Genomic DNA, 26,405 nt, shown 5'->3' on the forward strand with positions numbered 1-26,405 from the left:
TTAGCGTCCTTTAAATTGCGGGGTACGTTTTTGTAAAAAGGCGTCGATGCCTTCGCGTCGATCTTCCGTCGCGCTGAGCAGCGTAAACAGCTGGCGCTCCTGCTGGAGCCCGGCCTGCAGCCCCACCTCCTGCGACTGACGCAGCGCCTGCTTCGCCGCCCGCAGCGCCAGCGGCGAGTGGCGGGCTACGGTGGCGGCCAGCCTGAGGGCATATTCATCGGTTAACGCCGGCGGATAGATATCGCTCACCAGCCCGGCCTGCTGCGCTCGCCGGGCGTCAATGGCTTCGCCGGTCAGCACCATACGGCTGGCCAGCGCCTTGCCGACGCAGCGGATCAGCCGCTGGGTGCCGCCCGCGCCGGGCATAATGCCGAGGGTGATTTCCGGCACCCCGAAGCGGGCGTTATCCCCCGCGACCACCAGGTCGCAGAGCAGCGCCAGCTCGCAGCCCGCGCCGAGGGCGTAGCCGTTCACTGCCGCAATCAGCGGTTTCGGGAAGGCGTCAATTCGCGCCCACAGGAGGGGGCGAATATCATCGAACGTGGCCGGGAGATCTTTTTCCGCCATTTCGTTCAGGTCGGCGCCAGCGGCAAAGAAGCGCTGGCCGCCGCTAATCACGCAGGCGCTCACCTCCGCGTCTGCCGCCGCGGCTTCCAGCGCCTCGGCAAGCTGCGTCAGCAGCGCATTATTGAGCGCATTGCGCGCCTGCGGCCGGTTGAGGGTCAGATGCAGCACCCGCTCGTGGCGGCTAATCAGCAGTTCGCTCATGCCATCCCCCGGGCGTCAAAATCCACCACCACGTCGCCGCTGGTCGGCAGCGCCTGGCAGCTAAGCACGTATCCGGCCGCCAGCTCCTCCGCTTCGAGGCTGTAGTTTGCCGCCATCGCCACTTCCCCGCGCAGCACCTTGCATTTGCAGGTGGCGCAGACGCCGCCTTTACAGGCGAACGGCAGATCCGCCCCCTGGCGCAGCGCCGCGTCGAGAATGCTGTCATCCTCCGCGCTGAGGGCCACCAGCTGGTCGCGGCCGTCCTGACGAATGGTGACGGTGCGGCCCTCGGCCTGCACCCCGGTCGCGCGCTTAACGCTGCTGCCTGGGGTATTAAAACGCTCAAGATGAATGCTGTTCGCCGCCATTCCGAGCTCCCCCAGCGCGGCCTCAGCGTCATCCATCATCAGCGCCGGGCCGCAGATAAAGGCCTCGTCGAAGCGGCTGAAGTCCAGCAGCCGGCCGGAGAGCGCGCGCAGCTTAGCGCCGTCGATGCGCCCCTGCAGCAGATCGCTGTCCATTGATTCCTGGCTAAACAGGTGCACCACCTGCAGCCGCTGCGGATAGCGGTCTTTCAGGTCCGCCAGCGCCTGGCGAAACATCATGCTGTGGCTGCTGCGGTTGCCGTAAATCAGGGTGAAGCGGCTTTGCGCTTCGGTGGCGAGCGTGGCGCCAATAATCGCCATCATCGGCGTAATGCCGGAGCCGGCGGCAATCGCCAGGTATTCACCGCGCCTTTCGGCCTGCGGCTGGTAGCCAAAATGGCCCTGCGGAACCATCACCTCCAGGGCCATGCCCTGGTGGATATCGTTCTGCGCATAGCGGGAGAAGCGGCCGCCGTCGATGGCCTTCACCGCCACGCTGATTTCGGCCGGGGAGCGGCTGCGGCAGATGGAGTAGCAGCGCCGCAGCTCTTCCCCGCCGAGGCGGGCTTTTACGGTCAGGTGCTGGCCGGGACGGAAGGCGTACTCGGTCTGCAGCGCGTCGGGGATAGCAAAGGTAATGGTCACCGCATCGCGGGTTTCCGGCTCCACTCTCGCGACGGTAAGCGAATGAAACGTCGTCATGGCAACCTCAAATACATTTAAAGTAATCAAAGGGTTCGCGGCAGCTGTCGCAGCGGTAGAGCGCTTTGCAGGCCGTGGAACCGAATTCGCTAATCAGCGAGGTGTGGACGCTGCCGCAGCGCGGGCAAACCACCTCCTGCGGCATATCGGCGTGGCAGGCGTGCCCCTGCGGCGGGCTGATCCCGTACTGGCGCAGGCGCTCGCGGGCCGCCTGATTCATCCAGTCGGTGGTCCACGGCGGGTCAAGCTGCAGGACAATATGCACCGGCGTGTAGCCGTGGCGGGCCATCGCCGCGCGGATCTCGCCCAGCAGATGCTCCGTTGCCGGGCAGCCAGAGTAGGTCGGCGTAAAGCCAATCACCCAGCCCTCGCCGCGCGGCGCCACGCTGCGCACCATCCCGAGGTCGGTAATGGTCAGCACCGGCACTTCCGGGTCGGAGATCTCGCTGAGCAGGGCCCAGATAGCGTGCACGTCGGCGGGGGCGATCGCGGTCAGTCGTTGCATAGCCACCTCCTGCTACCACTGCTGGCCGGGATAGGCGCGCTGCAGATACTGCATCTCCGCGAGCATCGGTCCGAGGTGTTCGCTGTGCAAACCCTGCTTGCCGCCGCTGCGAAACGCCGCTTCCTGCGGGATCTGCAGGCCCGACTCCAGCAGCGCGGTATGCACCGTGCTCTGCCACGCCCCCTGAAGCTCGCGCGGGTCGACGGCAATTCCCTGCTCGACCAGGCTCAGCTCCAGCGCGTCGGCCATAAACAGCTCGCCGGTAAAGCGCCACAGGCCATCGACCGCCTGCTGCATTTTTTGCGCAGAAAGCGGCGTGCCGTTGCCCAGACGTTCGAGCCAGCCGCGGCTAAAGCGCAGGTGGTAGCGCACCTCCTTCAGTCCCTTGGCGGCGATCGCGGCAATTTGCGCATCGCGGCTCTCTACCAGGCGGGTGAACAGCGCCACGTGCCAGGCGTCGATAAAGAACTGGCGGACGAGGGTGTCGGCGAAGCTGCCGTTCGGCTGCTCCACCAGCAGCAGGTTGTGGAACTGGCGCTCATCGCGGCCAAAGGCGAGCGTGTCTTCGTCCCCGCTCCCCACCAGCTCCGCCGCATAGGTAAGGAAGTTACGCGCCTGGCCGAGCAGGTCGAGGCCGATATTGGCCAGCGCCAGGTCAATCTCCAGCTCCGGCGCGTGGCCGCACCACGCCCCCAGGCGCTGGGCCAGCACCAGGCCGTTATCGCCCAGACGCAGAGCATAGGTTGCAACGGGATTCAGGTTATTCATCGCTGCCTCACATATGTTCCATGCCGTCCGGCACGCTGTAGAAAGTGGGATGGCGGTAAATTTTGCTCTCCGCCGGGTCAAAGAATTCGCCGCGCTCTTCCGGCTGCGAAGCGATGATTTCGCTGGCCTTGACCACCCACAGCGAGCAGCCTTCGCTGCGGCGGGTGTAGACGTCGCGGGCGTTTTCCAGCGCCATCTGGTCGTCGGCGGCGTGCAGGCTGCCGACGTGGCGGTGCGAAAGTCCCTGTTTGCTGCGGACAAAAACTTCATATAACGGCCAGTAAACGTTGCTCATGTGGTGCTCCTTACGCCGCGTCGCGGGAGTGTTGTTTTTGCGCGTGGGCCAGCGCGGCTTCCCGCACCCATGCCCCCTCTTCCCAGGCTTTACGCTTGGCGGCCAGCCGTTCATGGTTGCAGATCCCGCGACCGCTAATGACCTCGTTCAGCTCCTGCCAGTCAATCTCGCCGAAACGGTAGCGGCCGCTGGCCTCGTCGAAGCGCAGTTCCGCGTCCGGGACGGTCATCCCGAGGAGCTCGACCTGCGGCACGGTGTTGTCGACAAAGCGCTGGCGCAGCTCATCGTTGGAGTGCAGCTTGATCTTCCACGCCATGCTGCGCGCGCTGTTGGGCGAGCTGTCATCGCTGGGGCCAAACATCATCAGCGCCGGCCACCAGAAGCGGTCGATCGCGTCCTGCAGCATCCGCCGCTGCTCGTCACTGCCCTGGGCCAGCACCATGCAGGCGTCAAATCCCTGGCGCTGGTGGAAGCTCTCTTCCTTGCAGATTTTGACCATCGCCCTGGCGTACGGGCCGTAGGAGGTGCGGCACAGCGCCACCTGGTTGACGATGGCGGCGCCGTCCACCAGCCAGCCGATCACGCCGATATCCGCCCAGCTCAGCGTGGGGTAGTTAAAAATAGAGGAGTACTTCATCCGCCCGTCGAGCATCTTCTGATAGAGATCTTCCCGGGCGCAGCCGAGGGTTTCCGCCGCGCTGTACAGATAGAGGCCGTGGCCGGCCTCATCCTGCACTTTAGCCAGCAGGATTGCCTTGCGGCGCAGCGTCGGCGCGCGGGTGATCCAGTTCCCTTCCGGCAGCATGCCGACAATTTCGGAGTGCGCATGCTGGCCAATTTGGCGGATCAGCGTCTGGCGATAGGCATCGGGCATCCAGTCCTGCGGCTCGATGGCCGTATCCTGCGCGATGCGCTGGTCAAAGCGTTGTTCTTCTGTCACGTCATCACCTTTATGATTCCTATAAATTAAACAAATCAATTTTCGTGAATCGCTTTGTTTTATAAAAGTTACACTCTGGTTAAATAAAACCACAAATTTTGTTTGTTCTTTTTGTGACGATCGCCGCAAAACATTCCACTAACAGCGTAAATACAACAACATACGGCGCACACTCACGCCGCCATCGATCACAATGTTAATAAATTATTAAATATAGGCTTGCATTTAATGATTCATAAAATAACTATTTATAGATATTTCACGTAACACATCTGGAGATTCGCGATGCAGCAGTTAGCCAGCTACTTATCCGGCGCCTGGCAGACCGGCCGGGGCCGCACCCGTACTATTCACCACGCCATCAGCGGCGAAGCGCTGTGGGAAGTCTCCAGCGAAGGGCTGGATATGGCGCAGGCGCGCCGCTTTGCCATCGAGCGCGGCGGCAAAGCGCTGCAGGCCATGACCTTTATTGAGCGCAGCGCGATGCTCAAGGCGGTGGCCAAACACCTGCTGGAGCACAAGGCTGACTTTTATGCTATTTCGGCGCAAACCGGGGCGACCCGCGCCGACAGCTGGGTCGATATCGAAGGCGGCATCGGCACGCTGTTTACCTATGCGGGACTGGGCAGCCGGGAGCTGCCGGACGATAATCTGTGGCCGGAAGATGAGCTTATCCCGCTGTCAAAACAGGGAGGCTTCGCCGCCCGCCACGTGCTGACCTCAAAGTCCGGCGTGGCGGTGCATATCAACGCCTTCAACTTCCCCTGCTGGGGGATGCTGGAGAAGCTGGCGCCAACCTGGCTGGCCGGGATGCCGGCGATCGTCAAGCCGGCCACCGCCACCGCGCAGCTGACCCAGGCGATGGTGAAGTCCATCGTTGACAGCGGCCTGGTGCCGGAAGGCGCCCTCAGCCTGATTTGCGGCGGTGCGGGGGATCTGCTCGAGCGTCTCGATAGCCAGGACGTGGTGACCTTCACCGGCTCCGCCGCCACCGGCCAGCAGCTGCGCGTGCACCCGAACCTGGTGGCGAAATCCATCCCCTTCACCATGGAAGCCGACTCGCTGAACTGCTGCGTGCTGGGGGATGACGTCACGCCGGAGCAGCCGGAGTTCGCGCTGTTTATTCGCGAAGTGGTGCGCGAAATGACCGCTAAAGCCGGGCAGAAATGTACCGCTATCCGCCGGATTATCGTGCCGCAGGCGCAGGTCAGCGCGGTAAGCGAGGCGCTGATCGCCCGCCTGGAGAAGGTGGTGGTGGGCGATCCGGCGCAGGAAGGGGTTAAAATGGGCGCGCTGGTAAATAGCGACCAGCGCCGGGACGTGCAGGAGAACGTCAATAAGCTGATTGCGGCCGGCTGCGAAATCCGCCTCGGCGGCCGGGCGGACCTCAGCGCCGCCGGGGCCTTTTTCCCGCCAACGCTGCTGTTCTGCCCGCAGCCGGATGAAACCCCGGCGGTGCATGCCATCGAAGCCTTCGGCCCGGTAGCAACCCTGATGCCGTACCAAAACCGAGAACACGCCCAGACCCTCGCCCGGGCGGGCGAAGGCAGCCTGGTGGGGACGCTGGTCACCGCCAGCGGCGAGCTGGCGCGATCGTTTATTCTCGGCGCCGCCCGCTGCCACGGCCGTATTCAGATCCTCAACGAAGAGTCGTCCGCCGAGTCCACCGGCCACGGTTCTCCGCTGCCGCAGCTGGTTCACGGCGGCCCGGGCCGCGCAGGAGGCGGCGAAGAGCTCGGCGGGCTGCGGTCGGTGAAGCACTATATGCAGCGCACGGCGGTTCAGGGCAGCCCGACCATGCTGGCCGCCATCTCCAGACAGTGGGTCCGCGGCGCGCAGGTGGCCGAAGACCGCGTTCACCCGTTCCGCAAATATTTCGAAGAGATCCAGCCCGGCGACAGCCTGCTGACGCCGCGCCGCACGCTGAGCGAGGCGGATATCGTCAATTTTGCCTGCCTGAGCGGCGACCACTTCTACGCCCACATGGATAAAATTGCCGCCGCCGAGTCGATTTTCGGCGAACGCGTAGTACACGGTTACTTCCTGATCTCCGCTGCCGCCGGGCTGTTCGTCGATGCCGGCGTCGGACCGGTTATCGCCAACTACGGCATGGAAAATCTGCGCTTTATCGAGCCGGTGAAGCCGGGAGACACCATCCAGGTACGCCTGACCTGCAAGCGTAAAACGGTCAAACGCCAGCGCACGGCGGAAGAGAAAGCCACCGGCGTCGTCGAGTGGGCGGTAGAGATATTTAACCAGCACCAGCAGCCGGTGGCGCTCTACTCCATTCTGACCCTCGTTGCCCGCCAGCACGGCGACTTCCCGGCCTGACGGCAAAACGCCTACCCCATCGCCCCGGGTCATGGCCGCAGCGCCCCCCCCGGGGCATAACTGGCAAATCTGACAAACAACCTGGCAAGAGCAAACAAACGCCTGATGGCCCGGCGCTGATAGCTTAGTGCTACTGAAGCCGACTTTCGCAGCGGCAAGGCACAACACAACAATAAGACGAGGTCACAATGGCAAACGGCTCGATTCTTTCCCCACGTAAAACGGCTTTGGCCCTGGCGGTCGCCCTGTTTTGCGCCTGGCAAACGCCGGTACTGGCGCACGGTAGCGAAGCGCATATGGTCCCGATGGACAAGACGCTGCAGGAGTTTGGCGCCGACGTGCAGTGGGACGACTATGCCCAGATGTTTACGCTGATCAAAGACGGCGCCTATGTCAAAGTGAAGCCCGGCGCTAAAACGGCCATCGTCAACGGCAAGCCGCTGAACCTGCAGGTTCCGGTGGTGATGAAAGAGGGTAAAGCCTGGGTTTCCGAGACCTTTATTAACGACGTATTCCAGTCCGGCCTCGATCAAACCTTCCAGGTTGAAAAACGCCCCCACCCGCTCAACTCCTTAACCTCGGCGGAAATCAGCGAAGCGGTCACCATCGTCAAAGCGGCGCCGGAGTTCCGCCCGAATACGCGCTTCACTGAAATCTCCCTCCACGAGCCGGATAAGGCGGCGGTGTGGGCCTTTGCCCTGAACGATACCGCCGTGGACGCGCCGCGTACCGCCGACGTGGTGATGCTCGACGGGAAGCACGTTATCGAAAGCGTGGTCGATTTACAGAACAAGAAGATCCTCTCCTGGAAAGCGATTAAAGACGCCCACGGCATGGTGCTGCTCGACGATTTCGCCAGCGTGCAAAACATCATCAACGCCAGCGATGAGTTTGCCGCGGTGCTGAAAAAGCACGGCATCACCGATACCAAAAAGGTGATCACCACCCCGCTGACCGTCGGCTACTTTGACGGCAAAGATGGCCTCAAACAGGATGCGCGGCTGCTGAAGGTGGTGAGCTATCTGGATACCGGCGACGGCAACTACTGGGCGCACCCGATTGAGAACCTGGTGGCGGTGGTCGATCTCGAGCAGAAGAAAATCATCAAGATTGAGGAAGGTCCGGTGATCCCGGTGCCGATGGAGTCCCGCCCTTACGACGGCCGCGACCGCGTGAAGCCGGCGGTGAAGCCGCTGGATATCACCGAGCCGGAGGGCAAAAACTACACCATCACCGGCGATATGATCCACTGGCAGAACTGGGATTTCCACCTGCGCCTGAACTCGCGCGTCGGGCCGATTTTGTCCACCGTGACCTACAACGACAACGGTAAAAAGCGCCAGATGATGTACGAAGGCTCCCTCGGCGGGATGATTGTGCCGTACGGCGATCCGGACGTCGGCTGGTACTTTAAGGCCTATCTCGACTCCGGCGACTACGGGATGGGCACCCTGACCTCGCCTATCGTGCGCGGCAAAGACGCGCCGGCCAACTCGGTGCTGCTGGATGAAACCATCGCCGACTACACCGGCACGCCGACCACCATCCCGCGCGCCGTGGCGATCTTTGAGCGCTATGCCGGGCCGGAGTACAAGCACCAGGAGATGGGCCAGCCCAACGTCAGCACCGAGCGTCGCGAGCTGGTGGTGCGCTGGATAAGCACCGTCGGCAACTACGACTACATCTTTGACTGGGTCTTCCACGAGAACGGCACCATCGGCATCGACGCCGGCGCCACCGGCATTGAGGCGGTGAAGGGCGTGCTGGCGAAGACCATGCACGATCCGAGCGCCAAAGAGGATACCCGCTACGGGACGCTGATCGACCATAATATCGTCGGCACCACCCACCAGCATATCTACAACTTCCGCCTCGATCTCGACGTCGACGGCGAGAACAACAGCCTGGTGGCAATGGACCCGGAAGTGAAGCCGAATACCGCCGGCGGCCCGCGCACCAGCACCATGCAGATTAACCAGTACGCCATCGATACGGAACAGAAAGCGGCGCAGAAATTTGACCCGGGTACCATCCGCCTGCTGAGCAACACCACGAAAGAAAACCGGATGGGTAACCCGGTGTCGTACCAGATAATCCCTTACGCCGGCGGGACGCATCCGGTGGCAACCGGCGCCAAGTTTGCTCCCGATGAGTGGATCTATCACCGCCTGAGCTTTATGGATAAACAGCTGTGGGTCACCCGCTATCATCAGGAAGAGCGCTACCCGGAAGGCAAGTATCCCAACCGTTCGATTCACGATACCGGCCTTGGTCAGTACGCAAAAGATAACGAGTCGCTGGACAACCATGATGACGTGGTGTGGATAACCACCGGCACCACCCACGTGGCGCGCGCCGAAGAGTGGCCGATTATGCCTACCGAATGGGCCCACGCGCTGCTGAAGCCGTGGAACTTCTTCGATGAAACCCCAACCCTGGGCGAAAAGAAGAAGTAGACGGAGCCCTGCTGAAGCAAGACGGCCTAACGCCGCCGGAGCCCTCTCCGGCGGCGTTTTTTTATTATCAGGCTCCGCCGCTGTTCCATGACTGAACCTTGAAACGCAGCCTGCCTGAAATCCCCGGCACCGAGGGCCGCTTATTGCCGCCGGCGTCAACGGTCACGCTTTCAACCGGGATCGTAACCTCGCAGGCGGCATCGGCGGTGATCTGCGGGTCGAGCACAATATCGGCGCTGGAAAATCCGCTATCCTGCCACGCATATTTTATCCTCCATGCCCCGCTGTCGTCCGCCGGCGGCACGATTTCAAGAATCAGCGAGTTACGAAACAGATATCCGCCCTCAAAGTGCTCATTGAACCAGAAGCGTTTATCAATTTCATAATCCGGGATCTTGACCCCGAGTATCAGGCTGTAGGCCAGCGAGCGCCGGGTTTTCTGCACCCGCGCGCGTTTGGACAAAAAGACGCTGGAGAGGTATTGCGAAGATGAGCCTCGCTGATTCCACTCTTTTTGCGTCAGGCAGGCAACGGAGTCCTCTTCCGAGACCCGGCGGGTTAACGACCAGGGCTTACCTCGCGGCGAGGCAATCGCTTCTACCTGATAGATGGCGTCAATTTTCGTTGCATCCCCGCCCGCCGCTTTCACCGCCGCATCGGGAAGGCGAATGTCGCTGAGATCCAGCCATATATCCACCCGCACGTCGCCAAAAAGAAAGCGCGACAGGTTCTGAAACGCCTCCTCGCTATTCACGATGCCGAAATAGCCGGAGTGCGCGCGATAGGTGAAGGCCTTGGCGCAGGGCGCACCGATGGAACCGTCGTCATTCAGGCCGCTCAGCGTCGCATTCTCGATTTTTACCAGACCATCGCTGCCGTTGCCGACGAAGGTTCGCGATAGCCCGGCCGCCGCGTCGTAATCCATGCGGTTGGTGCCGACCATCGTGAAGATACGCGACGATGCGAGGCGGGATTCAGGTATCAAATCGACCCGCTGATAGCGGCCATAGGCCTGCTGAAGGTTGAGATACTGGGCCATGCGATCGCGGCTAAAGTTGGTGACGCTGCTCTGCCACGGCAGATCGGGAATATTGATGCCCGCAAAATCAATCCCGTTATGCGGCGTCGCGTAGGTAAAAAACTTATCGACGCTTTTCGCCATCCCCTGAGGATCAAGCTCCGCATTTTGCAGGAAAGCGCGGCACACCAGTCCTCCCATCGAGTGGGCCACCAGATAGCAGCGAAAATCGGCCGCTGCCTGCACGCCGCTGTTTGGATTATCCAGCAGCAGCTGCCTGACCTGCGCCAGCAGGCTGGAAAGCCCCGCGGCGGCCGCCAGGATGTCCGGGGTGCTGCCGGAGCCCAGCAGCGTGGAGGCCTCGTCGTAATAGCGATAGACGATCACCGATTTGTCATCCAGCGTATTGCCGGTGGGTTTTCCCATCGGGTCGAACGCCCAGCCCGCGTCGGTGATATCCAGCCCCTGCTCAAAAACATCGCTGTAGCCAAACTCCGATGCCAGGCGAATAACGGGTGATTCAAAATAAAACTTTCTCGGCCGCTCTTTCTGACTCACAGAAGCGCGCAGCATCGTTGAGCCAAGATTAAAACCATTAAACGGATCTGCTGTAGTCTCATTGATCTCGCGCTGGGTCATGGCATAACCGCGAACGTAGATAATGGGATAAAAAGGCGCTTTTTTATTCGTCATTTTATTTTCCTGACCGCATTTAATTATTATCAGGGATGTCGCGAGAGCCCGTAGAGCCCCTTAAACTTGTCGTTTGTGGCGGAGGTGACCAGCACTGACCATGAATAATGAAATAGGTTAACTTTCGCCGGCCAGGCTCCGCGATTGCCCTCGACAGTCCACAAAATACCGTCAGCATAGCGCTGCACGATACCGACGTGGCCTTGCCAGGCCGTCTCCTTCACTTTGCTGGGGTCAACCCTCAGCCAGCAGATAATATCGCCCGGCTGCGGCGGGTTGCTCAGCGAGGGAGTATAGGAATAGCCCAATGATTTCATTTTGTTGTGCAGCGCCTGCGCCGACGTTTGATAGCCAAATAGCGGCTCCGCGCCCAGCGCCTGGCTAAAACAGTAGCTGACAAACGCGGCGCACCAGCTTTGTCCCTGCTTCCCGTGGCCGGCGAAATACCTTTTAATATCAGGGCCATAATTGTCAGACGCCCCTTCACCCTGTCCGACTTCCGCCAGCGCTATCTTAAGCGCCGCCTGGCCGGTTTTGCTGCCGCCCGTCACCGGCGGCAAGGACGGCGGCTGTGCGTGTGGCACGATCCCGCTATGCTTACCCAGCGCCGCATCCAGCGCCCAGCGGGTATGGGGACCGACCTTACCATCGACAACCAGCGGCTGGCCGGAGGAGTCAACGTTGGCAACCTGAAATGCTTCTACCGATTTTTTTACCAGCGCATCAAATTTATTACCTGGGGCCAGGCCAAATAATAGCTTTCGCAGATCGTCAACTAATTGCGCTACCGCAATACCTTCATCACCCATCTTTAACATAAAACCTCCGTCGAGCTTTTGATGTTATTAAGCAGAATAAAACAGGCTCATGCATATAATAATTAGCGCTAGCGTCATTTTTTAAAACCAGTGCAGGCGTGGGTCACCATTACGCCCGGAAAAATAAATTTCAGATATAAAAAACACGGGGAGAGCCCCGAAAGAAGGTGTGAAATAAATCGCCAGAGTCAGAATAGAATCGTGCGGTGGCTGAGCTTAAACGCAACGCTACCTTTTTAGGGTAGCCAGCTCTTTGCAGAGATCAAGCCGCCCGGCGGCACCTCCCCGGCTTTATCTGCGGGCAACCCGGCGACAGCGCCGCCGGGCTCGCTGAAATCGAGCAGGATTTTGCGCTCTCTTCCCTGCCGCTCGCTGTCGGCGATGGCTTCCCGCCAGCGCAGAAAAGGCAACACCTGCGCCGCGGGCATGGCGGTTTGAGGCAGCAGCTGCCAGATGTCGCTAAACGCCGCCCGCCACTCGCCGACGTCCAGCGGCGGCAGCGCCTCGCGCAGATGAAATTTGCTCACCCGCGCGCCGTAGCGCGACTGCGTCAGCGGCGCGCCGGAAAGTAAGCCCCAGGAGATAAGCGTCGAGGACGCCGGCAGCATGGCCAGCATCTCGCTGGCGGACTCGCCGCCCACCGCATCAAACAGCAGATCGGTCTGCTGCAGCACCTGCCCAAGCATGCCGCGATCCGTCGTCATCAGCGGATAGACCCCCTGCTGCTCCAGCCGTTCACGATGCTGCGGCGAACGAATCACCCCGCATACCGAACGCGCGCCCATCCGCAGCGCCCACTGGCCCAGCAGGCTGGCGCCGGATGAGGCGGCAGCCGTAAGGACGATATTTTTACCCGCCATCGGCCAGCGCCTGAGCATCAGCAGCGCGGTCAGCGGATTGATATAGCCCCGCGCGGCGAGCCTGTCGTCAATCTCGTCCGGCACCGGCACCAGCCACTCGCCGGCGATATCCAGATAGCTCTGCCAGGTCCCCTCGCCGCGCAGCGGCAGAACCCGCTGGCCGGGGGCTACGCCCGAGCCCGACGATGCGGCAACCACCACGCCAACGCCTTCATAGCCGGCAACGGCGGGAAGCGTCGTACGGTGGCGATAGGCGCCGGTGACGGGAATAAGATCGGAAGGGTTGAGCGGCGCATAGCGCATTTGCACGCGCACTTTCCCCGCCGCCAGCGCCGGCAGAGGCTGCGTGTGCAGGTCCAGCACGCGCGCCGGCGGCCCGTAACGGTGGTAGCAGATGGCATGGTTGAGCATCTTCAGCACCGCACGATAAAAGCAGGATGATAGCAGAATTTGCGCACTGGCCTACCCGTCGAGAGTGTGGCGAGCGGGGACGACAAAATCAGCGGCAATCAGATCCTTAATGCGATTCAGGCGCGGGTTCTCTTTTCTGTGATGCCAGACGAGGTAGAGATGGCTGCCGGGTGAAACCTCCGGCGGCGTTGGCGAAACCAGCCGTCCTTGAGCTAACGCCTCTGCGCAGTGATAGTCCGGCAAGACGCTCCAGCCCTGCCCCTCAATCACCATCTGGCGAATAATTCGCATATCTGCCACCGTTAACGCGGCCTGAACCGACGGTTGAGTCTGAAACATCTGATGCCATAGCGTTCTTATCAACGGCAGCTCTTCATCAAAGGCGATTAACGGCAGCTGGCTCAGCGCTTGCGCCGTCGGGTTGCGGCCAATCTGCTCGCTTAACGCCGGGCTGTGAACCAGCAGCATTCTTTCGCTGTGCAGCAGAAAATAACGATAGTTTTTTTCATCGGGGATGCTGGCGGTAATCGCAAAATCAACGCTTTCATCCTCCAGCATCGCGTAAATTCGCGACCTGTCGCCAATGGTAAAACGCACCCGATACCCCGCCTGAATCAAGCGGGACAGGGTAGATGAAAAACGATAGTAGACAAAGTCCGAAGAACCGACAAAAAAGACCGTACCACCCGCATCAGCCTGCGGGCGATAGCCGGCAATTTTGGCCTCTATGCCATCAATAAAGGGCGCCACAGAACGTGCCAGCTCCTCGGCCGCAGCCGTCGCCACCACTCCCCGAGCCTGGCGAACAAAAAGCGGTTTGCCGACCAGAGATTCCAGCGCCTGTATGTGCTGTGAAGCTGCGGGCTGGGTTATTCCCAACTCCTCGGCGGCGCGCGAAAAGGAGCCGCTTCGGTATGCTTCAAGAAATGTCCTCAGGTGGGTCAGGTGGCTCATACAGATTTGCTCTCAGACTATTGAGCCTTCAGGCTACCGCATCCCTGGCTGAACCGCCAAGGCGACGACGGCTAATTTGCCACAGCAGCAAGCCTAATCCCAACAGCGACAGCATCGCTCCGGCTATCCCCACATAGCTAATGCCGACGCGGGCAATAGTCACACCGCCTAATACGGAGCCAAGCGCAATTCCTGAATTAAAGCCGGCAATATTCAGCCCGGCGGCCACCCCGTGCGCATGCGGCGCATGCGGCTGCGCCACGCCGATCAGCCGCGCCTGCAGTGCCGGAACGGCGGCGAAAGTGAGCATGCCGAGCAGCGCAATCAGCACACCCATTATCCACGGCGATGAGCTGAACAGCCAGACTCCTGCGGTCACAATAACAATCCCCAGCACAATACACGCCGAAGCCCGATGAACACCCAGCGTATCGGTCATTTTGCCGCCAAGGATATTGCCCAACGCCGCCATCACGCCGTAAATCAGCATAAACAGGCTAACCGTCGCCGTTGTGACGCCGGTAAGAGAGGTCAATACCGGGGCAATATAGGTGTAGGCCGTAAACGAGCCGCCGTAGGCCAGCACGGTGACCAGCGCACCCGATAACAGAGCCGGGTTAACCATCGCCGCAAGGCTAGCAAAAACCGTCGCCCCCCGTTCGCTTTTAGGCGTAGGAAGCGCATTCTTCATGCCGAACAGCAGGCCGAAGAAGCCGATTGCTCCGAAGAGACCGATTGCCGCCATAACGTAACGCCAGGATACGTGCTCAGCCAGAACGGTACTTAGCGGCACGCCTATCGCCATCGCCAGCGTAAAGCCACCAAACACCACGGCCACAGCACCACCCGCTTTTTGTGGACCTGCTAAACGCGCTGCAGTGCTGGATGCCACGGCAAGAAAGAGACCATGCCCGAGTCCCGCCACGAACCGGGCGCTCAGCAACCACGTGAGATTCCCGGCAAAGGCGGCAACTACGCTGCCGAGCGTAAATACCACGGCGGTCACCAGCATAACGTTTTTACGGCTCCAGGACGCCGTGAGCGCGGTGAGTATTGGCGCGGCAACGGTCGCGCCCAGCGCGTAGGTCGTAACCGCCCCGCCGCTCTGTTCGACGCTGACGCCCAGACCGTGGGCCATCACGTCCGTCAGGCCAATTGGCACAAACTCAGCTAACCCCAGCGCGAACGCGCTAATGGTAAAGATATAGATAACGAGTGGCATAAACGCCTCCAGTAAGAGAGAGGCGTTCACCTTAATCGGCGTGGACATATAAATGAAATTATCTATTTTATAGAATATATAATCTATTTTATATGAACTGCATCGTTAGCCGACCGCTGCGGCGGCCGGGGATTTATCAGCCCGGCCCGTCGCTGGCGGCGGCCAGCAGCGGCACGATAAGATCGCTCAGCGGCGTCGGGATAGCGTGCTGGCGAGCGCGTCGCTGCACCACGCCGTTGCGAATATCCCACTCCAGCGGCAGCCCGGCCTCGCGGTCGATAAGAATGGAGGTGCTCAGATCGGCGGGCGCGCGGTGAAAGACCTCAACGATCTCCTGCGGCACGCTGTCGCTCAGTTTTGCACCCTCGGCGCGCGCGACGCTCAGGCACTCGCGCAAATAGGCTAAGGCCACGGCGGTAATATCCTCCCGGGCAAACATACCGGCGCGACGCCCCGCCAGCACCATCAGGCCGGCAACGGCGTTCTGCAGCAGCTTGCGCCACGCAACGGTCGTGAAATCATCGGCCAGATCCACGGCGCAGCGGGTCCCGCGCAGCGCGTCCTGCACCCGTCTGGCCTGCGCGGTGTCGGGTAGCGTCAGCCTCGGGGCCGCGCGCAGCCAGACGCAGGCGTCAGCTTCCCGCAGTGCCGGGAACCACACCACCGCAGGCAGCACCGTGGCGCCCGCAACTCTGGCGGCAAACTGCTCCTGCTGTTCAACGCCGTTTTGCAGCACGCAAACCAGGGTATTTTTATCGCACAGCGCCGTCAGCCATGCGCTAATGCCGTCAATCTGCGTCGCCTTCACCGCCACGAAAACCAGGTCGAACGGACGCGCAACGGCCGCGGGATCGATCAGTACCGGACCGGGAACGGTAATCTGTCCGCCGTCAAAGCGCAGCGATAGCTGCGGATGAGCGGTACGCCCGCAGACCGTCGGCGTACGACCGACTTCGTGCAGCGCTGCCGAGATGGTGGTACCGATGGCGCCGGGGCCTATCAGCGCAACTGCAGGTTCTTTCGACATGACGATCGCCTCCTGTTGAGTCAGCTCCCGCCCTGACGGCGGGAAGGAAAACAAACAGTAGCGATAAATCATCGCTTTCAGCAAGCCCTGCCGGCAGGAAAACGATTATTGGGGGTCCGCGGCCGGTTTAGCGGCTGACGGTCAGGGCGACGCTGCCGCGATTGTTATCGTACATCTGCCAGGCGTCGTTGGCATAAGCGTATAGATAGCCGCTTCTGGTCGGCGTAAAGCGGCATCCGCTGCCAATGACGAAGATCTGATGCAGTTGCTGAGGGACGGCGGGAACGGCGTCGGCGCCATTGGCGACCACGCCGATCAGCGCGAACCACGGCGCCGTGCCAACGCGCCTGCTCAGCCAAAAATCGACGTCCTGATTTTTAGTCGCCCCTTTCCACAGCATCTCCAGCTTATCGGCAACGGAAGCCAGAATCTGCGCCGCCTCGCCGGGGTAAAACTTCCCGTCATCGGTGCCGTCTGCATCGCAGGGAATCGAGCTGTCCATCCATTTTCCCGAGGCGCTGAACCGGTACTCGACGCCCGCCTCCAGCCAAACCCCAGTTTCGTTCCAGCGTTCGCGAGAAAAGACGTCGAACGTTACCGGATGCGCTGGCGTCAGCGCCCTGAGGCGCCGGTAGCCGCCGTGGAGCAGCGACGGCTGGCTTTGACGCTGCAGGACGCTGTTATCAACGTCGGCGCTGCCCGCCACAATCTGCGGTACCCCGCGCGGGCAGGTGTGCAGCAGCTTAAACACCCCGGTCACCGAATCGTGCAGCAGAGCCTGGGGGTCGGGCTTGAGCTGGGTAGCGATATCCGGATGCAGCTCAAGGCCGAGATCGCGTGCTTCGGACATCATCCACCGCAGCGGGATATCCGATAGGCCGCACTGCGCGTAGCCGCCGCCAACGTCGGAGTGCACGCCGACGAACCAGCGCTGCTTCACCCGCGGGTTTGCCGCCACGTTATCCCACAGCGTCGGGATAAAGCTTTGCCGCTGCTCGTCCAGCGCCAGCGCGTGGCGGGCATTTTTGACGATCGGGCTCAAGGAGGTATCGTGGAACGCATACTTTTTCGTGTCGTCCAGCAGGTTGGCTAAGGCCAGGTCGTCAGGGATCCCCAGCGACCCCACGGTTTCCCAGACGCCAATAAAATAGACAGGCACGCTCTCTTTGGTGGGATTTCCCGTGGCGACCTCATAGAAAGGCCGCCCGACGCTGGCTATCACCGCCGGCGCGCTGGCCGCCGGCTGGCGATAAAGGCTGAACAGCGCGTTGATGTCCTCCCAAACTTTATCGTCGCCGGTTCCGGCTCCGCCGGCATTTAATAAACCGCAGCGCGAGATCATTCCGCCAAGGCTTCTCACCGTATAAGCTCCGCGGCTAAAGCCAAATAACCATATTTTATCGCCGGGTCGATAGTTGGTGGCGAGCCAGTAATAGGCGCTAATAATATTTTTATCCAGACCGTCGCCTATGCCACCGCCGATATAACGATCGACAACGCCGCCGTCGGTGCCGACGCCGGGGTGATAATAGACGCGCTGGCCGCTATTTTCCGCCACGGCATTGCGCAGTTTGACCACGTTCGTCGGCGCGGATTTGCCATCATCAAGCTGCTGGGGGGTATTCCAGGTACCGTCACAAAAGACCAGTAAGTTCATATGAACCTCATCGACAGGCCGCATTAAAGGGGGTGTTTGACAAATTAAAAATAGCAGACTGTAATCGGATCGGCAGAACAAATGAAAAGACGCCCTCTTACTCCCCGCACGGTCGAGCGGCAGGCGCTGACGGCGATATTTGGCTAGCATGCTAAGCAAGTCAACGTTATTGCGGGGATCATCATGGGGACACAAACTCACCGGCCCGCCGTGCTGAGCGATATAGCCAAGCTGAGTTCATTGAACCAGTCGCAAAAGCTCGAGGCTATTTTTTCAACCTGTAACGAATACGAAGAAAATATAATTGGCTGGTATCAAAAGGAAGTAAAGAAAAAGCGCTGGCTCTCGTTGCTTCTTTTATTCACGGTATTTGCGGCGATTGTTGCTATTGCCGTTATTCAGATTTTCAGTCTCCCATTTATGCAAACTGACGCGGGTAAGCTGTGGTTAACCCAGATTTCACTGGGGCTGCTGACAATTGCGATGCTGCTATTTGTTGCCGACCGCGTGTTTCGCCTGACCGACGGTTGGATGAACTATATTCGAACAATTATTGCCATTGAGACGCGCTATGCGGAGTTTATTAGCGGATGGATCCAAAACGATGCTTCCGGTCACGCGGACGCGGATTTGCATTATATAAACGCCGCCGGGATTGCCGCGGCGTTTATTAATGATATCCACCGCATCCAGCAGCAGGAAACCCAGGCGTGGTCAAGCCAGCTTACGGAATCTATCGGCCTGCTGGGATCGCTGCTCAAAGAGCAGCAGAGCAAGGCAGCGGGGCAGAAGCAAAATCAGCCGCAGAACGGCGGCGGCCAGCGCCACACGGCGCCCAACATTCGCCGCCGAGGTAAGCGGCCGAACCTCAGGCGCCGGGTCAGCGGCTAATAGCGCACGCAGACCGATTTGGTTTCACACCAGTCATCCAGCCAGTCCGGGCCGAAGTCGCGCCCGGTACCGGACTGCTTCATGCCGCCAAACGGCAGGTTGGCGTCGATAAGCGTATGGCTGTTGACCCATACCGTGCCCGCCTGCAGGCGCTCGGTGTAGCTCAGCGCCTGGCTCAAATCGCCGGTCCAGACGCTGGCCGTCAGGCCAAAATCGCTGTCGTTGGCGAGACGCAGCGCCTCTTCGCCATCGGCGACGCGCACCAGATTCACCACCGGACCGAAGACTTCCTCTCTGCTGAGCCGCAGCCCGGCATCGGGGTTAATCACCAGCGTCGGCGCAATGTAGTAGCCCTTGCCGTCCGGCCCGCTGCTGCCGGTAATCAGCTCGGCGTTCTGCTGCCGCGCCTGATCGAGATAGGCGGCGACCTTGTCGCAGTGCGCCCTGGAAACAACCGGGTTAATGTGGGTTGATTCCTGCATTCCGGGGCCGACCTGCAGCGACTTCACCGCCTGCTCAAAGCCGCTCACCAGGGTATCGAACAGCGGCGCTTCGATATAGATCCGCGAGCTGGCGGCGCACACCTGCCCCTGATTGAGGAAGCTGCCGGTCATCAGCCCTTCAATGACCCACTCCGGGTTGGCGTCTTTCAGCACAATGGCCGGGTTTTTGCCGCCCAGCTCAAGCGTCACGCGGGTCAGCCGATCGGCGGCCACGCGGGCAATCTGTTTGCCGGTGGCCGTCGAGCCGGTAAAGCTCACTTTTGCCACCTGCGGATGCGAGGTTAACGCCGCCCCACACTCCGCGCCGCTGCCGGTGACCACGTTAAATACGCCGTCCGGCACACCGGCTTCGCTCGCCAGCTCCGCCACGCGCAGCAGGGTCAGCGGCGTGGTCTCCGAGGGCTTAATCACGATGGAGCAGCCCGCCGCCAGCGCCGGCATCACCTTCCACATGCCGATCATCAGCGGGAAGTTCCACGGTACGATCCCCGCCACCACGCCGACCGGCTCCTTGCGGGTCCACGCCTGGTAACGCGCGCCCTGCGGGAACGGAATCGACACGTCCAGCGTGCGGCCGCTGATTTTGGTGGTCAGCCCGGCGGTGTAGCGCATCCAGTTCAGCGTGCAGCCGACTTCAAAGGCGCGGGAGATATTAATCGATTTGCCCTGCTCGAGGGTCTCCAGCTGCGCCAGCTCCTCGCCGTGCTGCTCAACCAGGTCGGCAAAGCGCAGCAGGATACGTTCCCGATCGGCCGGCGTGCGTCCGGCCCAGCTGCGGGCGACAAACGCGCGCCACGCCGACATCACGGCGCGGTCGACATCCGCGGCGCCGGCGTCCGCCGTGCTGGCTATCGCCTCCCCGGTCGCCGGGTTCCAGACGGTCAGCCGCTTTTCGCTCTGCGCCGCCTGCTGGGCGCCGTCGATATACACGCCATGCTGTCTGTCTAAAAACTGCTGTACGCTGGCAAGCAGCGCTACCTGTGCTGTGGACATATCGCTTCCTTATTCCTTACGGATCGTGAATTCAGTCTACGACGCACTCAGGCTTCGCGCTTTTTTCTCTGTGACATTCGTTTTTGCCGCTGTGACAGCCGCCGCAATTAGGCATATTGCGCGGGCAAAAATGTGCCTCAGGTAATAGTTCTTTCATATACTCCGCGCTTCGCTCTTGTTTGGCGCAGCGTAAATGCAACAATACGAAAACATTATTATTACAAGAGACGAGCTATGGCGGCGGCAGATAACGGACAGGACTACCAGCGCTGGTTGGCGAAAATCAATCAGGTCTGCGGAAACTTTGCCGCACGTCCGCTGGACAGCGACTTTCACGGGGAGATTGACGCCAGCTATGCCGGCAATCTCAAGGTCAGCACCGTCACCGCGCGCGGCGTCAACCTGTACCGCACCCGCACCGAAATCAGGCGCGATAACGATGCCTGGTTTTATACCGTATTCCAGCTCTCCGGCCAGGCGGCCATTGAGCAGGACGATCGTCAGGTGGTGCTGGAAGCCGGCGATATCACCCTGATCGATGCCTCCCGCCCCTGCTCTATCTTCTGGCAGCAAACGTCGCGCCAGGCGTCGCTGCTGCTGCCCCGCCAGCTGCTGGAGCAGCAGCTGCGCGGGAGCGAAATCAGCATCGCCACCCGCCTCGGCAAATCCTTGCCAATGGTGCAGCTGAGCCAGCGCCTGCTGCACGAAAGCATGAGCAGCCCGGCGCTTTCGCAAAGCGAGAGTGAGGCCGCGCTGGAAGCCATCGTCTGCCTGCTGCGCCCGATGCTGCACCATCACGACGCCCAGCCGTCGCGGCGGGAGAAGCAGTTTCAGAAAATTATGGCTTTGATTGATGAGTCGATTCAGGCGGAACATCTGCGCCCGGAGTGGCTGGCCGGCGAAACGGGGATGTCGGTGCGCAGCCTCTACCGGCTGTTCGCCGATAAGGGGCTGGTGGTGGCCCAGTATATTAAGAACCGCCGTCTGGATCTGTGCGCGCGGGCGCTGAGCAACGCCCACGATGATGAAAAGCTGGCGGGGATCGGCTACAGCTGGGGATTTAGCGACCACAGCCACTTCTCGACCGCCTTCAAGCAGCGCTTCGGCGTTTCACCGGGAGAGTACCGCAAGCGCTGCCGCTGATTACTTACGCAGCCATTTGCCGTTCAGACCCTGCACGTATTCACCCGGCTGCGCCCGCGTCACCAGCTTCTGACCGGCCATTTTCGCCACCTCATCCACCGGCAGATGGTTATCATCCGCCAGCCGCTGATAGCCTTCGCTGCGCGCGGCGTTGATCTGCTTCACCAGATCCAGCGTTTCCCGGTCCTGGCGCAGCGGGGCAAGATAGCCGCTCTGCGTTTCGCCAACTCGTCCCTGCTCCCGCGCTTCGCCGAGCGTCAGGGCCATCGCCGGGGTGCTAAAGAGCGTCAGCGCCAGGGCGGTCGTTAACAGTCGTTTTCTCATCGCCACCTCAGAACAGGTCGCTACGCGACTTGAGCAAATCCTCGACGTCCTTATCCACTTTAATATGAATCTCATGCTCAATTTTGACATTCATATTGATGGTGATCGGCTCCTTCGATGCCGCAATCTCAATCCTCGGCGTACAGCCCGTCAGCAGTATCGTCGTTGCCAGCAGCATCGTTAGCAGTTTTATCATCGTTGTTCCTTAGAGCCTGTCCCAACAGGCGTACAGTGTTGCTTATCCTTACAGCGCTGAGCGGGAAGCGCCGCGTTCTGTTCAAGCCATGCCTGCAGGTTGTCGCCGAAGCGCAGGCTGCGCCACAGATCAAAAATGTTCTCTTGATGAGAGTAGTTGAGGTGCACCGTATTGCTTCTCTCCCCGACGCGGCTGGTGCCGCTAATCGTCGCCTGCAGCGTCAGGACGCCGAGATTATCGAGATTAATGCGCGTCCACGAGCGGGCGATCTCCATATAGCGCAGCCAGTTGATCGCCGCGCCCGCTGAAATATTGTCCTTCACCATCGCATCGGCCATATCCGGGTCAAGGCGCAGGGTCATCGGACCGGGGTTACTCAACCAGCCGTCCTTGACTATCCATTTTTCGTTATCCAGCCACAGCGGCAGCGCGCCGTTAAACGCGCCGGACATGGCAAACTGTTTGATATTCACCGCGCTCACCAGCTCGCTGCTGGAGATGTGCCGCAGGCGCAGCAGCGCCGGGTCGTGCTGCGGCATGCGCAGCTGCTGCATGGTCAGCTGGCCGCCGAGAATATCGACGCTGACGTTGCTGAGCTGCAGCGGGCTGCTTTCACTCCAGGGATATGAGCCCTGCAGGTCGGCGGTGAGATTCCGCGCCGTCACCTGGTTAACTATCTCGCCGATGCGCAGCGAAACCGGCCGCCGGGTGCCGAGCTGCCAGGTCCCCTGGCTGAAACGAAACGGCAGCACAAAATCGACGCCGTTGATCTGATTATCCGGCATCCAGGCGCTTCCGCCTTTCAGCACCCCGTGCCCGCCGGCCTCAAAGCCCTGATCGGCAGCGGCGGAGAAGGCCACCTGGGCGTACAGCGCCCCTTCGCGCAGGTTCATTTTCCACTCCGGCGGCAGCAACGGCTGGAAGACGGTCAACGACTGCTTCGGCCACCACGCCTGGCCGCGCAGGCGCTCGCCGTCCCAGCGGCCGGTCAGCCGCACGGGGCCGATTTTATTGGCGTGCAGCGACCCGTTAAACTGGAACCAGGTCGGATCGCGCCCGTCGAGGCTAAATTTCAGCGTTGAGGGCGGCAGTTCGCTGCCGCTGCTAAAGCTGGTTTTGCCTGCATCCAGCGACAGCGCGCCGGTCAGCTTCGGATGCTGTTCGTCGCGCAGCCAGCGAATCGGCTGTTCCAGCGTCAGCCGTGGGGAGCTGACCAGCATGGTGCCGTACTGCAGCTTATCGAAGCCGGTCGACAGGCTGTTCAGGACGATGGCGCTGTCCACCCACTCTCCCGCGCCCTTCACGTCCCAACGCGCCTGCATCGGCGTGAAGTGCCCCTCTCCCCAGTAGCGCCACTGCCAGCGGCCGCGGTCGGGCATAAAGTTGTCGGCCTTGCCGTCAAGATGCAGGACGAAGTCGCCCATCTCCTGCTCGTGAGCGCGCAGAATCGCCTGCAGCCGACCGTCGACGCCCTGCTGGGTGACCTTGACCCCCGCCAGCGGCAGGCGTATTTCATCAATATTGAGGGAGTCAATCACCCGCCCGCGCGAGCGCAGCAGCGCGCCGGGCTGGAAACTCAGCTCAGGAGTCGTCAGCGAACCGCTCAGCCTGCCCGGCAGCGCGGCGTAGACGATAAGATCCCCGAGCTTCGCCTCGCCGGTGAGCCGCAGCGGCATATCGCTGCTATCCATACTCAGCTTACCGGGCCCCACGTTCAGCACCGCGTTGCCTTTTCCGGCCTCCCCCTGGGTCAGCACGTTCAGGCGCCCGCTGATCTGCATATTCTCGGTTCCCTCCTGCCAGTCGTCCACCGACAGCGCCACGCGGCCGCTCAGCGGATAGCCGGCATATTCGGTGCTCCAGCGACCATCGCTGATCGCAATGCGTTCGGAGGTAATTTCCCACGGCAGGTCGAGCATCGGCTGCACCTCACCCCGCGGCGTCACCAGCAGCTGCCCGCGGTTTTTCTGCCACTCCAGCTCGGCGTCAACCAGCCCCGGCTGCTGCGGAAATTCGAAGGTGCTCAGCAGATGGCCGCCAACCGGGAAACCGTCCGGCACCAGCGGCATATGGAACTCACCGACCAGCCTGACCGGCGCCTGGCCTTCAACCAGTCGCGCGGAGAAGTCGCTGACGGTCAGCGCCTGGCCACGCAGGCGGGCCTGTACGGTGACCTCCGGCCCGCTGTAGCCGATATCCTGCTGCGTCGGCGTGAGCGACATCACCAGCCGCCCCTGCCATTTTTCCCACGGCGACAGGCGCAGATTCTCGATGGTCAGCCAGCTATAGGGCAGCATCGACTGCCATTCTGCCAGGGTGCGCGGCGCGCCGGGGGCGGGTTCACTCTCCGGGAGTTTGCTCAGGCAGACGCTGTTGATATCCAGCTCATCGAGATGCAGGCGCCAGCGGCTGGGGTGGGAAAGCTGGGCGTTGGTGACTCTTGCCAGCTCGCAGTCGCCAACCATGTAGCGTAAATCGGGGATACGCAGCGCGGTGCGCGTCAGGCGCGGGCTGTCGGTTAGTGAGATCCGGGTCCCCGCCGGGAGCCAGATCCCGGCGAGCGTCGGCACCCAGTGGGTTAGCGTCGACAGCAGCGCCAGCGGGAGCAAAAGGAGTGCTAACACCAGCGCGATAGCGGCTTTATATTTACCCTTCATGGGCGCTTAATATCCTGAATCAACAAAAGTATATGCCGAATGTAGCGCGTATTGTGGCACGTTCGACCAGTGAGTTAAAGTTTGCGTCCTGCCTAAGAATAGCCGCTGCGCCGCCATCGTTGCGGCGATTTTTGACCCGCCGCTGATTTAGCCTTCATTTAGCCAACCCCTGTCACACTGGCCAATCATCATCAGAGCAGGCCGGAGGGAAAGCGTGGCGTTTATCTACTCGCTGATTGAGTCGGCGCAGGACCACTACGCGCTGCTGTTGCTGCTGGTGTTCCTGCTGACGTTCAGTAAATCCTGCGCGATCGTGTCGCTGCTGGTGCCCGGCACCTCGGGTCTGCTGCTGCTCGGTACCTTCGCCTCCACCAGCCTCGGGCATTTCCTGCTAATGTGGCTCAGCGCCGGGCTTGGGGCAATCGGCGGATTCTGGCTCTCCTGGCGGGTGGGACGCCGCTATCAACACCATCTTCACCGCCTGCGCTGGCTTAGCGCCGAGCGCCTCGCCCACAGCCGGCTGTTTTTACGCCGCCACGGGGCCTGGGCGGTATTTTTCAGCCGCTTTCTCTCTCCGCTGCGCGCCACCCTTCCGCTCGCCAGCGGGGCCAGCGGCGCCTCTTTCTGGCGCTTTCAGCTCGCCAACGTCAGCTCCGGTCTGCTGTGGCCGCTGATCCTGCTGACGCCAGGCGCCTTCAGCTTCAGCCTGTGGTAAAAACGCATTATGTTTTAAAGCGATACCTCCACGCAGAGATATACTCTAGAATTATGATTATAACCTGTTATTTAAACTAATTTTTAATAATTGTACGATTATTTTAAATATGCTACCGTGACGATATAATCACTGGAGAAAAGTCTTATGAAAATCGCTGTTTATAGTACAAAGCAGTACGATAAAAAGTACCTTCAGCATGTTAATGATACATATGGCTTTGAACTCGAGTTCTTCGATTTCCTGTTAACCGAAAAAACCGCCAAAACGGCCAACGGCTGCGAGGCGGTATGCATTTTCGTTAACGACGACGGCAGCCGCCCGGTGCTGGAAGAGCTGAAGTCGCACGGCGTGAAGTACATCGCCCTGCGCTGCGCCGGCTTTAATAACGTCGATCTGGACGCGGCCAAAGAGCTGGGTCTGCGGGTGGTGCGCGTGCCGGCCTATTCGCCGGAAGCCGTCGCCGAGCACGCCATCGGCATGATGATGTCGCTGAACCGACGCATTCACCGCGCCTATCAGCGCACCCGCGATGCCAACTTTTCCCTTGAAGGCCTAACCGGCTTCACCATGCACGGTAAAACCGCGGGCGTTATCGGTACCGGGAAAATCGGCGTGGCAACCCTGCGGATCCTCAAAGGCTTTGGCATGCGCCTGCTGGCGTTCGATCCTTACCCAAGCGCCGCCGCGCTGGATCTCGGCGTCGAGTACGTTGACCTGCCGACGCTGTACGCGCAGTCGGACGTGATCTCATTACACTGTCCGCTGACCGATGAGAACTATCATCTGCTGAACCATGCGGCATTCGATCAGATGAAGGATGGCGTGATGGTGATCAACACCAGCCGCGGCGCCCTGATTGATTCACAGGCGGCAATCGACGCCCTGAAGCACCAGAAAATCGGCGCGCTGGGGATGGACGTCTATGAGAACGAGCGCGATCTGTTCTTCGAAGATAAATCCAACGACGTGATTCAGGATGACGTGTTCCGCCGCCTGTCGGCCTGCCATAACGTGCTGTTCACCGGGCATCAGGCGTTCCTCACCGCCGAGGCGTTAATCAGTATTTCGCAAACCACCCTCGATAACCTGCGCCAGGTTGACGCCGGTGAAGAGTGCGCCAACGCGCTGGTCTGATATCCTTCCCCTTTTGTGCCCTCCCCCTGCGGGGGGCACATTCAGATAAGCCCCAC

22 protein-coding genes and 1 pseudogene are annotated in these 26,405 nt (G+C 60.8%); 6 read left to right on the forward strand and 17 right to left on the reverse strand.

Features of this window, described 5'->3' with window-relative positions; genetic code table 11:
• From paaF to paaA, 6 genes are read right to left on the reverse strand one after another with little or no spacing between them, the layout of a single operon-like run.
• Positions 1-768, reverse strand: a complete 768-nt coding sequence (paaF, locus tag GVK32_RS08495; RefSeq protein WP_159872936.1) for a 2,3-dehydroadipyl-CoA hydratase PaaF — start codon at positions 766-768, stop codon at positions 1-3.
• A complete protein-coding gene (gene paaE / locus GVK32_RS08500) occupies positions 765-1,835 on the reverse strand; it encodes a 1,2-phenylacetyl-CoA epoxidase subunit PaaE (RefSeq protein ID WP_159872938.1) in 1,071 nt (356 codons plus the stop codon). The genes paaF and paaE overlap by 4 nt, the downstream gene beginning before the upstream one ends.
• Before the next feature lie 7 nt (positions 1,836-1,842).
• A complete protein-coding gene (gene paaD, locus GVK32_RS08505; protein ID WP_159872940.1) occupies positions 1,843-2,340 on the reverse strand; it encodes a 1,2-phenylacetyl-CoA epoxidase subunit PaaD in 498 nt (165 codons plus the stop codon).
• Between the two features lie 12 nt (positions 2,341-2,352).
• The gene (gene paaC / locus GVK32_RS08510; RefSeq protein ID WP_159872942.1) at positions 2,353-3,108 is read right to left on the reverse strand and encodes a 1,2-phenylacetyl-CoA epoxidase subunit PaaC; all 756 of its coding nucleotides are present in this window, start codon (positions 3,106-3,108) and stop codon (positions 2,353-2,355) included.
• A gap of 7 nt (positions 3,109-3,115) precedes the next feature.
• Positions 3,116-3,403: a 1,2-phenylacetyl-CoA epoxidase subunit PaaB gene (gene paaB, locus GVK32_RS08515; RefSeq protein WP_041145265.1), complete on the reverse strand. Its 288-nt coding sequence runs from the start codon at positions 3,401-3,403 to the stop codon at positions 3,116-3,118.
• 10 nt (positions 3,404-3,413) lie between these two features.
• Entirely contained in the window at positions 3,414-4,343 is a 930-nt protein-coding gene (paaA, locus tag GVK32_RS08520) for a 1,2-phenylacetyl-CoA epoxidase subunit PaaA (protein WP_159872944.1), read from the reverse strand.
• A gap of 285 nt (positions 4,344-4,628) precedes the next feature.
• Here paaA and paaZ point away from each other — a divergent pair, with 285 nt between their 5' ends.
• Positions 4,629-6,674, forward strand: a complete 2,046-nt coding sequence (paaZ, locus tag GVK32_RS08525) for a phenylacetic acid degradation bifunctional protein PaaZ (RefSeq protein WP_159872946.1) — start codon at positions 4,629-4,631, stop codon at positions 6,672-6,674.
• A gap of 188 nt (positions 6,675-6,862) precedes the next feature.
• A complete protein-coding gene (gene tynA / locus GVK32_RS08530) occupies positions 6,863-9,130 on the forward strand; it encodes a primary-amine oxidase (protein WP_159872948.1) in 2,268 nt (755 codons plus the stop codon).
• A 67-nt stretch (positions 9,131-9,197) separates the two neighbouring features.
• On the opposite strand, the gene GVK32_RS08535 is transcribed toward tynA, so the two are convergent.
• From GVK32_RS08535 to GVK32_RS08565, 7 genes and pseudogenes are all read right to left on the reverse strand, one after another.
• On the reverse strand, positions 9,198-10,841 hold the full coding sequence (locus tag GVK32_RS08535) for a triacylglycerol lipase (RefSeq protein WP_159872950.1): 1,644 nt from the start codon (positions 10,839-10,841) through the stop codon (positions 9,198-9,200).
• A gap of 29 nt (positions 10,842-10,870) precedes the next feature.
• Positions 10,871-11,659 (reverse strand): CHAP domain-containing protein, encoded by a 789-nt coding sequence (locus GVK32_RS08540; RefSeq protein WP_123707715.1) that lies wholly within the window; start codon positions 11,657-11,659, stop codon positions 10,871-10,873.
• 329 nt (positions 11,660-11,988) lie between these two features.
• A pseudogene (locus GVK32_RS08545) lies at positions 11,989-12,930 on the reverse strand (zinc-dependent alcohol dehydrogenase family protein); the annotation flags it as partial.
• Between the two features lie 51 nt (positions 12,931-12,981).
• Complete coding sequence (locus tag GVK32_RS08550; RefSeq protein WP_159872954.1) at positions 12,982-13,884, reverse strand: LysR family transcriptional regulator; 903 nt, start codon at positions 13,882-13,884, stop codon at positions 12,982-12,984.
• A gap of 28 nt (positions 13,885-13,912) precedes the next feature.
• A complete protein-coding gene (locus GVK32_RS08555; protein WP_159872956.1) occupies positions 13,913-15,106 on the reverse strand; it encodes an MFS transporter in 1,194 nt (397 codons plus the stop codon).
• Between the two features lie 136 nt (positions 15,107-15,242).
• Complete coding sequence (locus GVK32_RS08560) at positions 15,243-16,133, reverse strand: oxidoreductase (RefSeq protein ID WP_159872958.1); 891 nt, start codon at positions 16,131-16,133, stop codon at positions 15,243-15,245.
• A 127-nt stretch (positions 16,134-16,260) separates the two neighbouring features.
• Positions 16,261-17,790, reverse strand: a complete 1,530-nt coding sequence (locus tag GVK32_RS08565) for a DUF2235 domain-containing protein (protein WP_159872960.1) — start codon at positions 17,788-17,790, stop codon at positions 16,261-16,263.
• A 183-nt stretch (positions 17,791-17,973) separates the two neighbouring features.
• Here GVK32_RS08565 and GVK32_RS08570 point away from each other — a divergent pair, with 183 nt between their 5' ends.
• A complete protein-coding gene (locus GVK32_RS08570; protein ID WP_159872962.1) occupies positions 17,974-18,681 on the forward strand; it encodes an SLATT domain-containing protein in 708 nt (235 codons plus the stop codon).
• Here the strand turns inward: GVK32_RS08570 and GVK32_RS08575 are convergent.
• A complete protein-coding gene (locus GVK32_RS08575; protein ID WP_123707708.1) occupies positions 18,678-20,177 on the reverse strand; it encodes an aldehyde dehydrogenase family protein in 1,500 nt (499 codons plus the stop codon). The two genes, GVK32_RS08570 and GVK32_RS08575, sit on opposite strands and share 4 nt — an antisense overlap.
• Positions 20,178-20,411: 234 nt before the next feature.
• Here GVK32_RS08575 and feaR point away from each other — a divergent pair, with 234 nt between their 5' ends.
• A complete protein-coding gene (gene feaR / locus GVK32_RS08580) occupies positions 20,412-21,320 on the forward strand; it encodes a transcriptional regulator FeaR (protein ID WP_159872964.1) in 909 nt (302 codons plus the stop codon).
• Here the strand turns inward: feaR and GVK32_RS08585 are convergent, their stop codons facing one another.
• The 3 genes from GVK32_RS08585 to GVK32_RS08595 are packed head-to-tail and all read right to left on the reverse strand — an operon-like array spanning position 21,321 to position 24,497.
• Complete coding sequence (locus GVK32_RS08585; RefSeq protein WP_159872966.1) at positions 21,321-21,644, reverse strand: YdbL family protein; 324 nt, start codon at positions 21,642-21,644, stop codon at positions 21,321-21,323.
• A 7-nt stretch (positions 21,645-21,651) separates the two neighbouring features.
• Positions 21,652-21,822, reverse strand: a complete 171-nt coding sequence (locus GVK32_RS08590; protein WP_370461201.1) for a YnbE family lipoprotein — start codon at positions 21,820-21,822, stop codon at positions 21,652-21,654.
• A 14-nt stretch (positions 21,823-21,836) separates the two neighbouring features.
• Complete coding sequence (locus GVK32_RS08595) at positions 21,837-24,497, reverse strand: YdbH family protein (protein WP_159872968.1); 2,661 nt, start codon at positions 24,495-24,497, stop codon at positions 21,837-21,839.
• A 214-nt stretch (positions 24,498-24,711) separates the two neighbouring features.
• On the opposite strand from GVK32_RS08595, the gene GVK32_RS08600 reads away from it, so the two are divergent.
• The gene (locus GVK32_RS08600) at positions 24,712-25,212 is read left to right on the forward strand and encodes a DedA family protein (RefSeq protein WP_159872970.1); all 501 of its coding nucleotides are present in this window, start codon (positions 24,712-24,714) and stop codon (positions 25,210-25,212) included.
• Between the two features lie 147 nt (positions 25,213-25,359).
• Complete coding sequence (locus tag GVK32_RS08605) at positions 25,360-26,349, forward strand: 2-hydroxyacid dehydrogenase (RefSeq protein WP_159872972.1); 990 nt, start codon at positions 25,360-25,362, stop codon at positions 26,347-26,349.
• Positions 26,350-26,405: the final 56 nt, after the last annotated feature.

The organism is Klebsiella sp. 18074 (genome assembly GCF_902705905.1).
GTDB lineage: Bacteria > Pseudomonadota > Gammaproteobacteria > Enterobacterales > Enterobacteriaceae > Klebsiella > Klebsiella terrigena.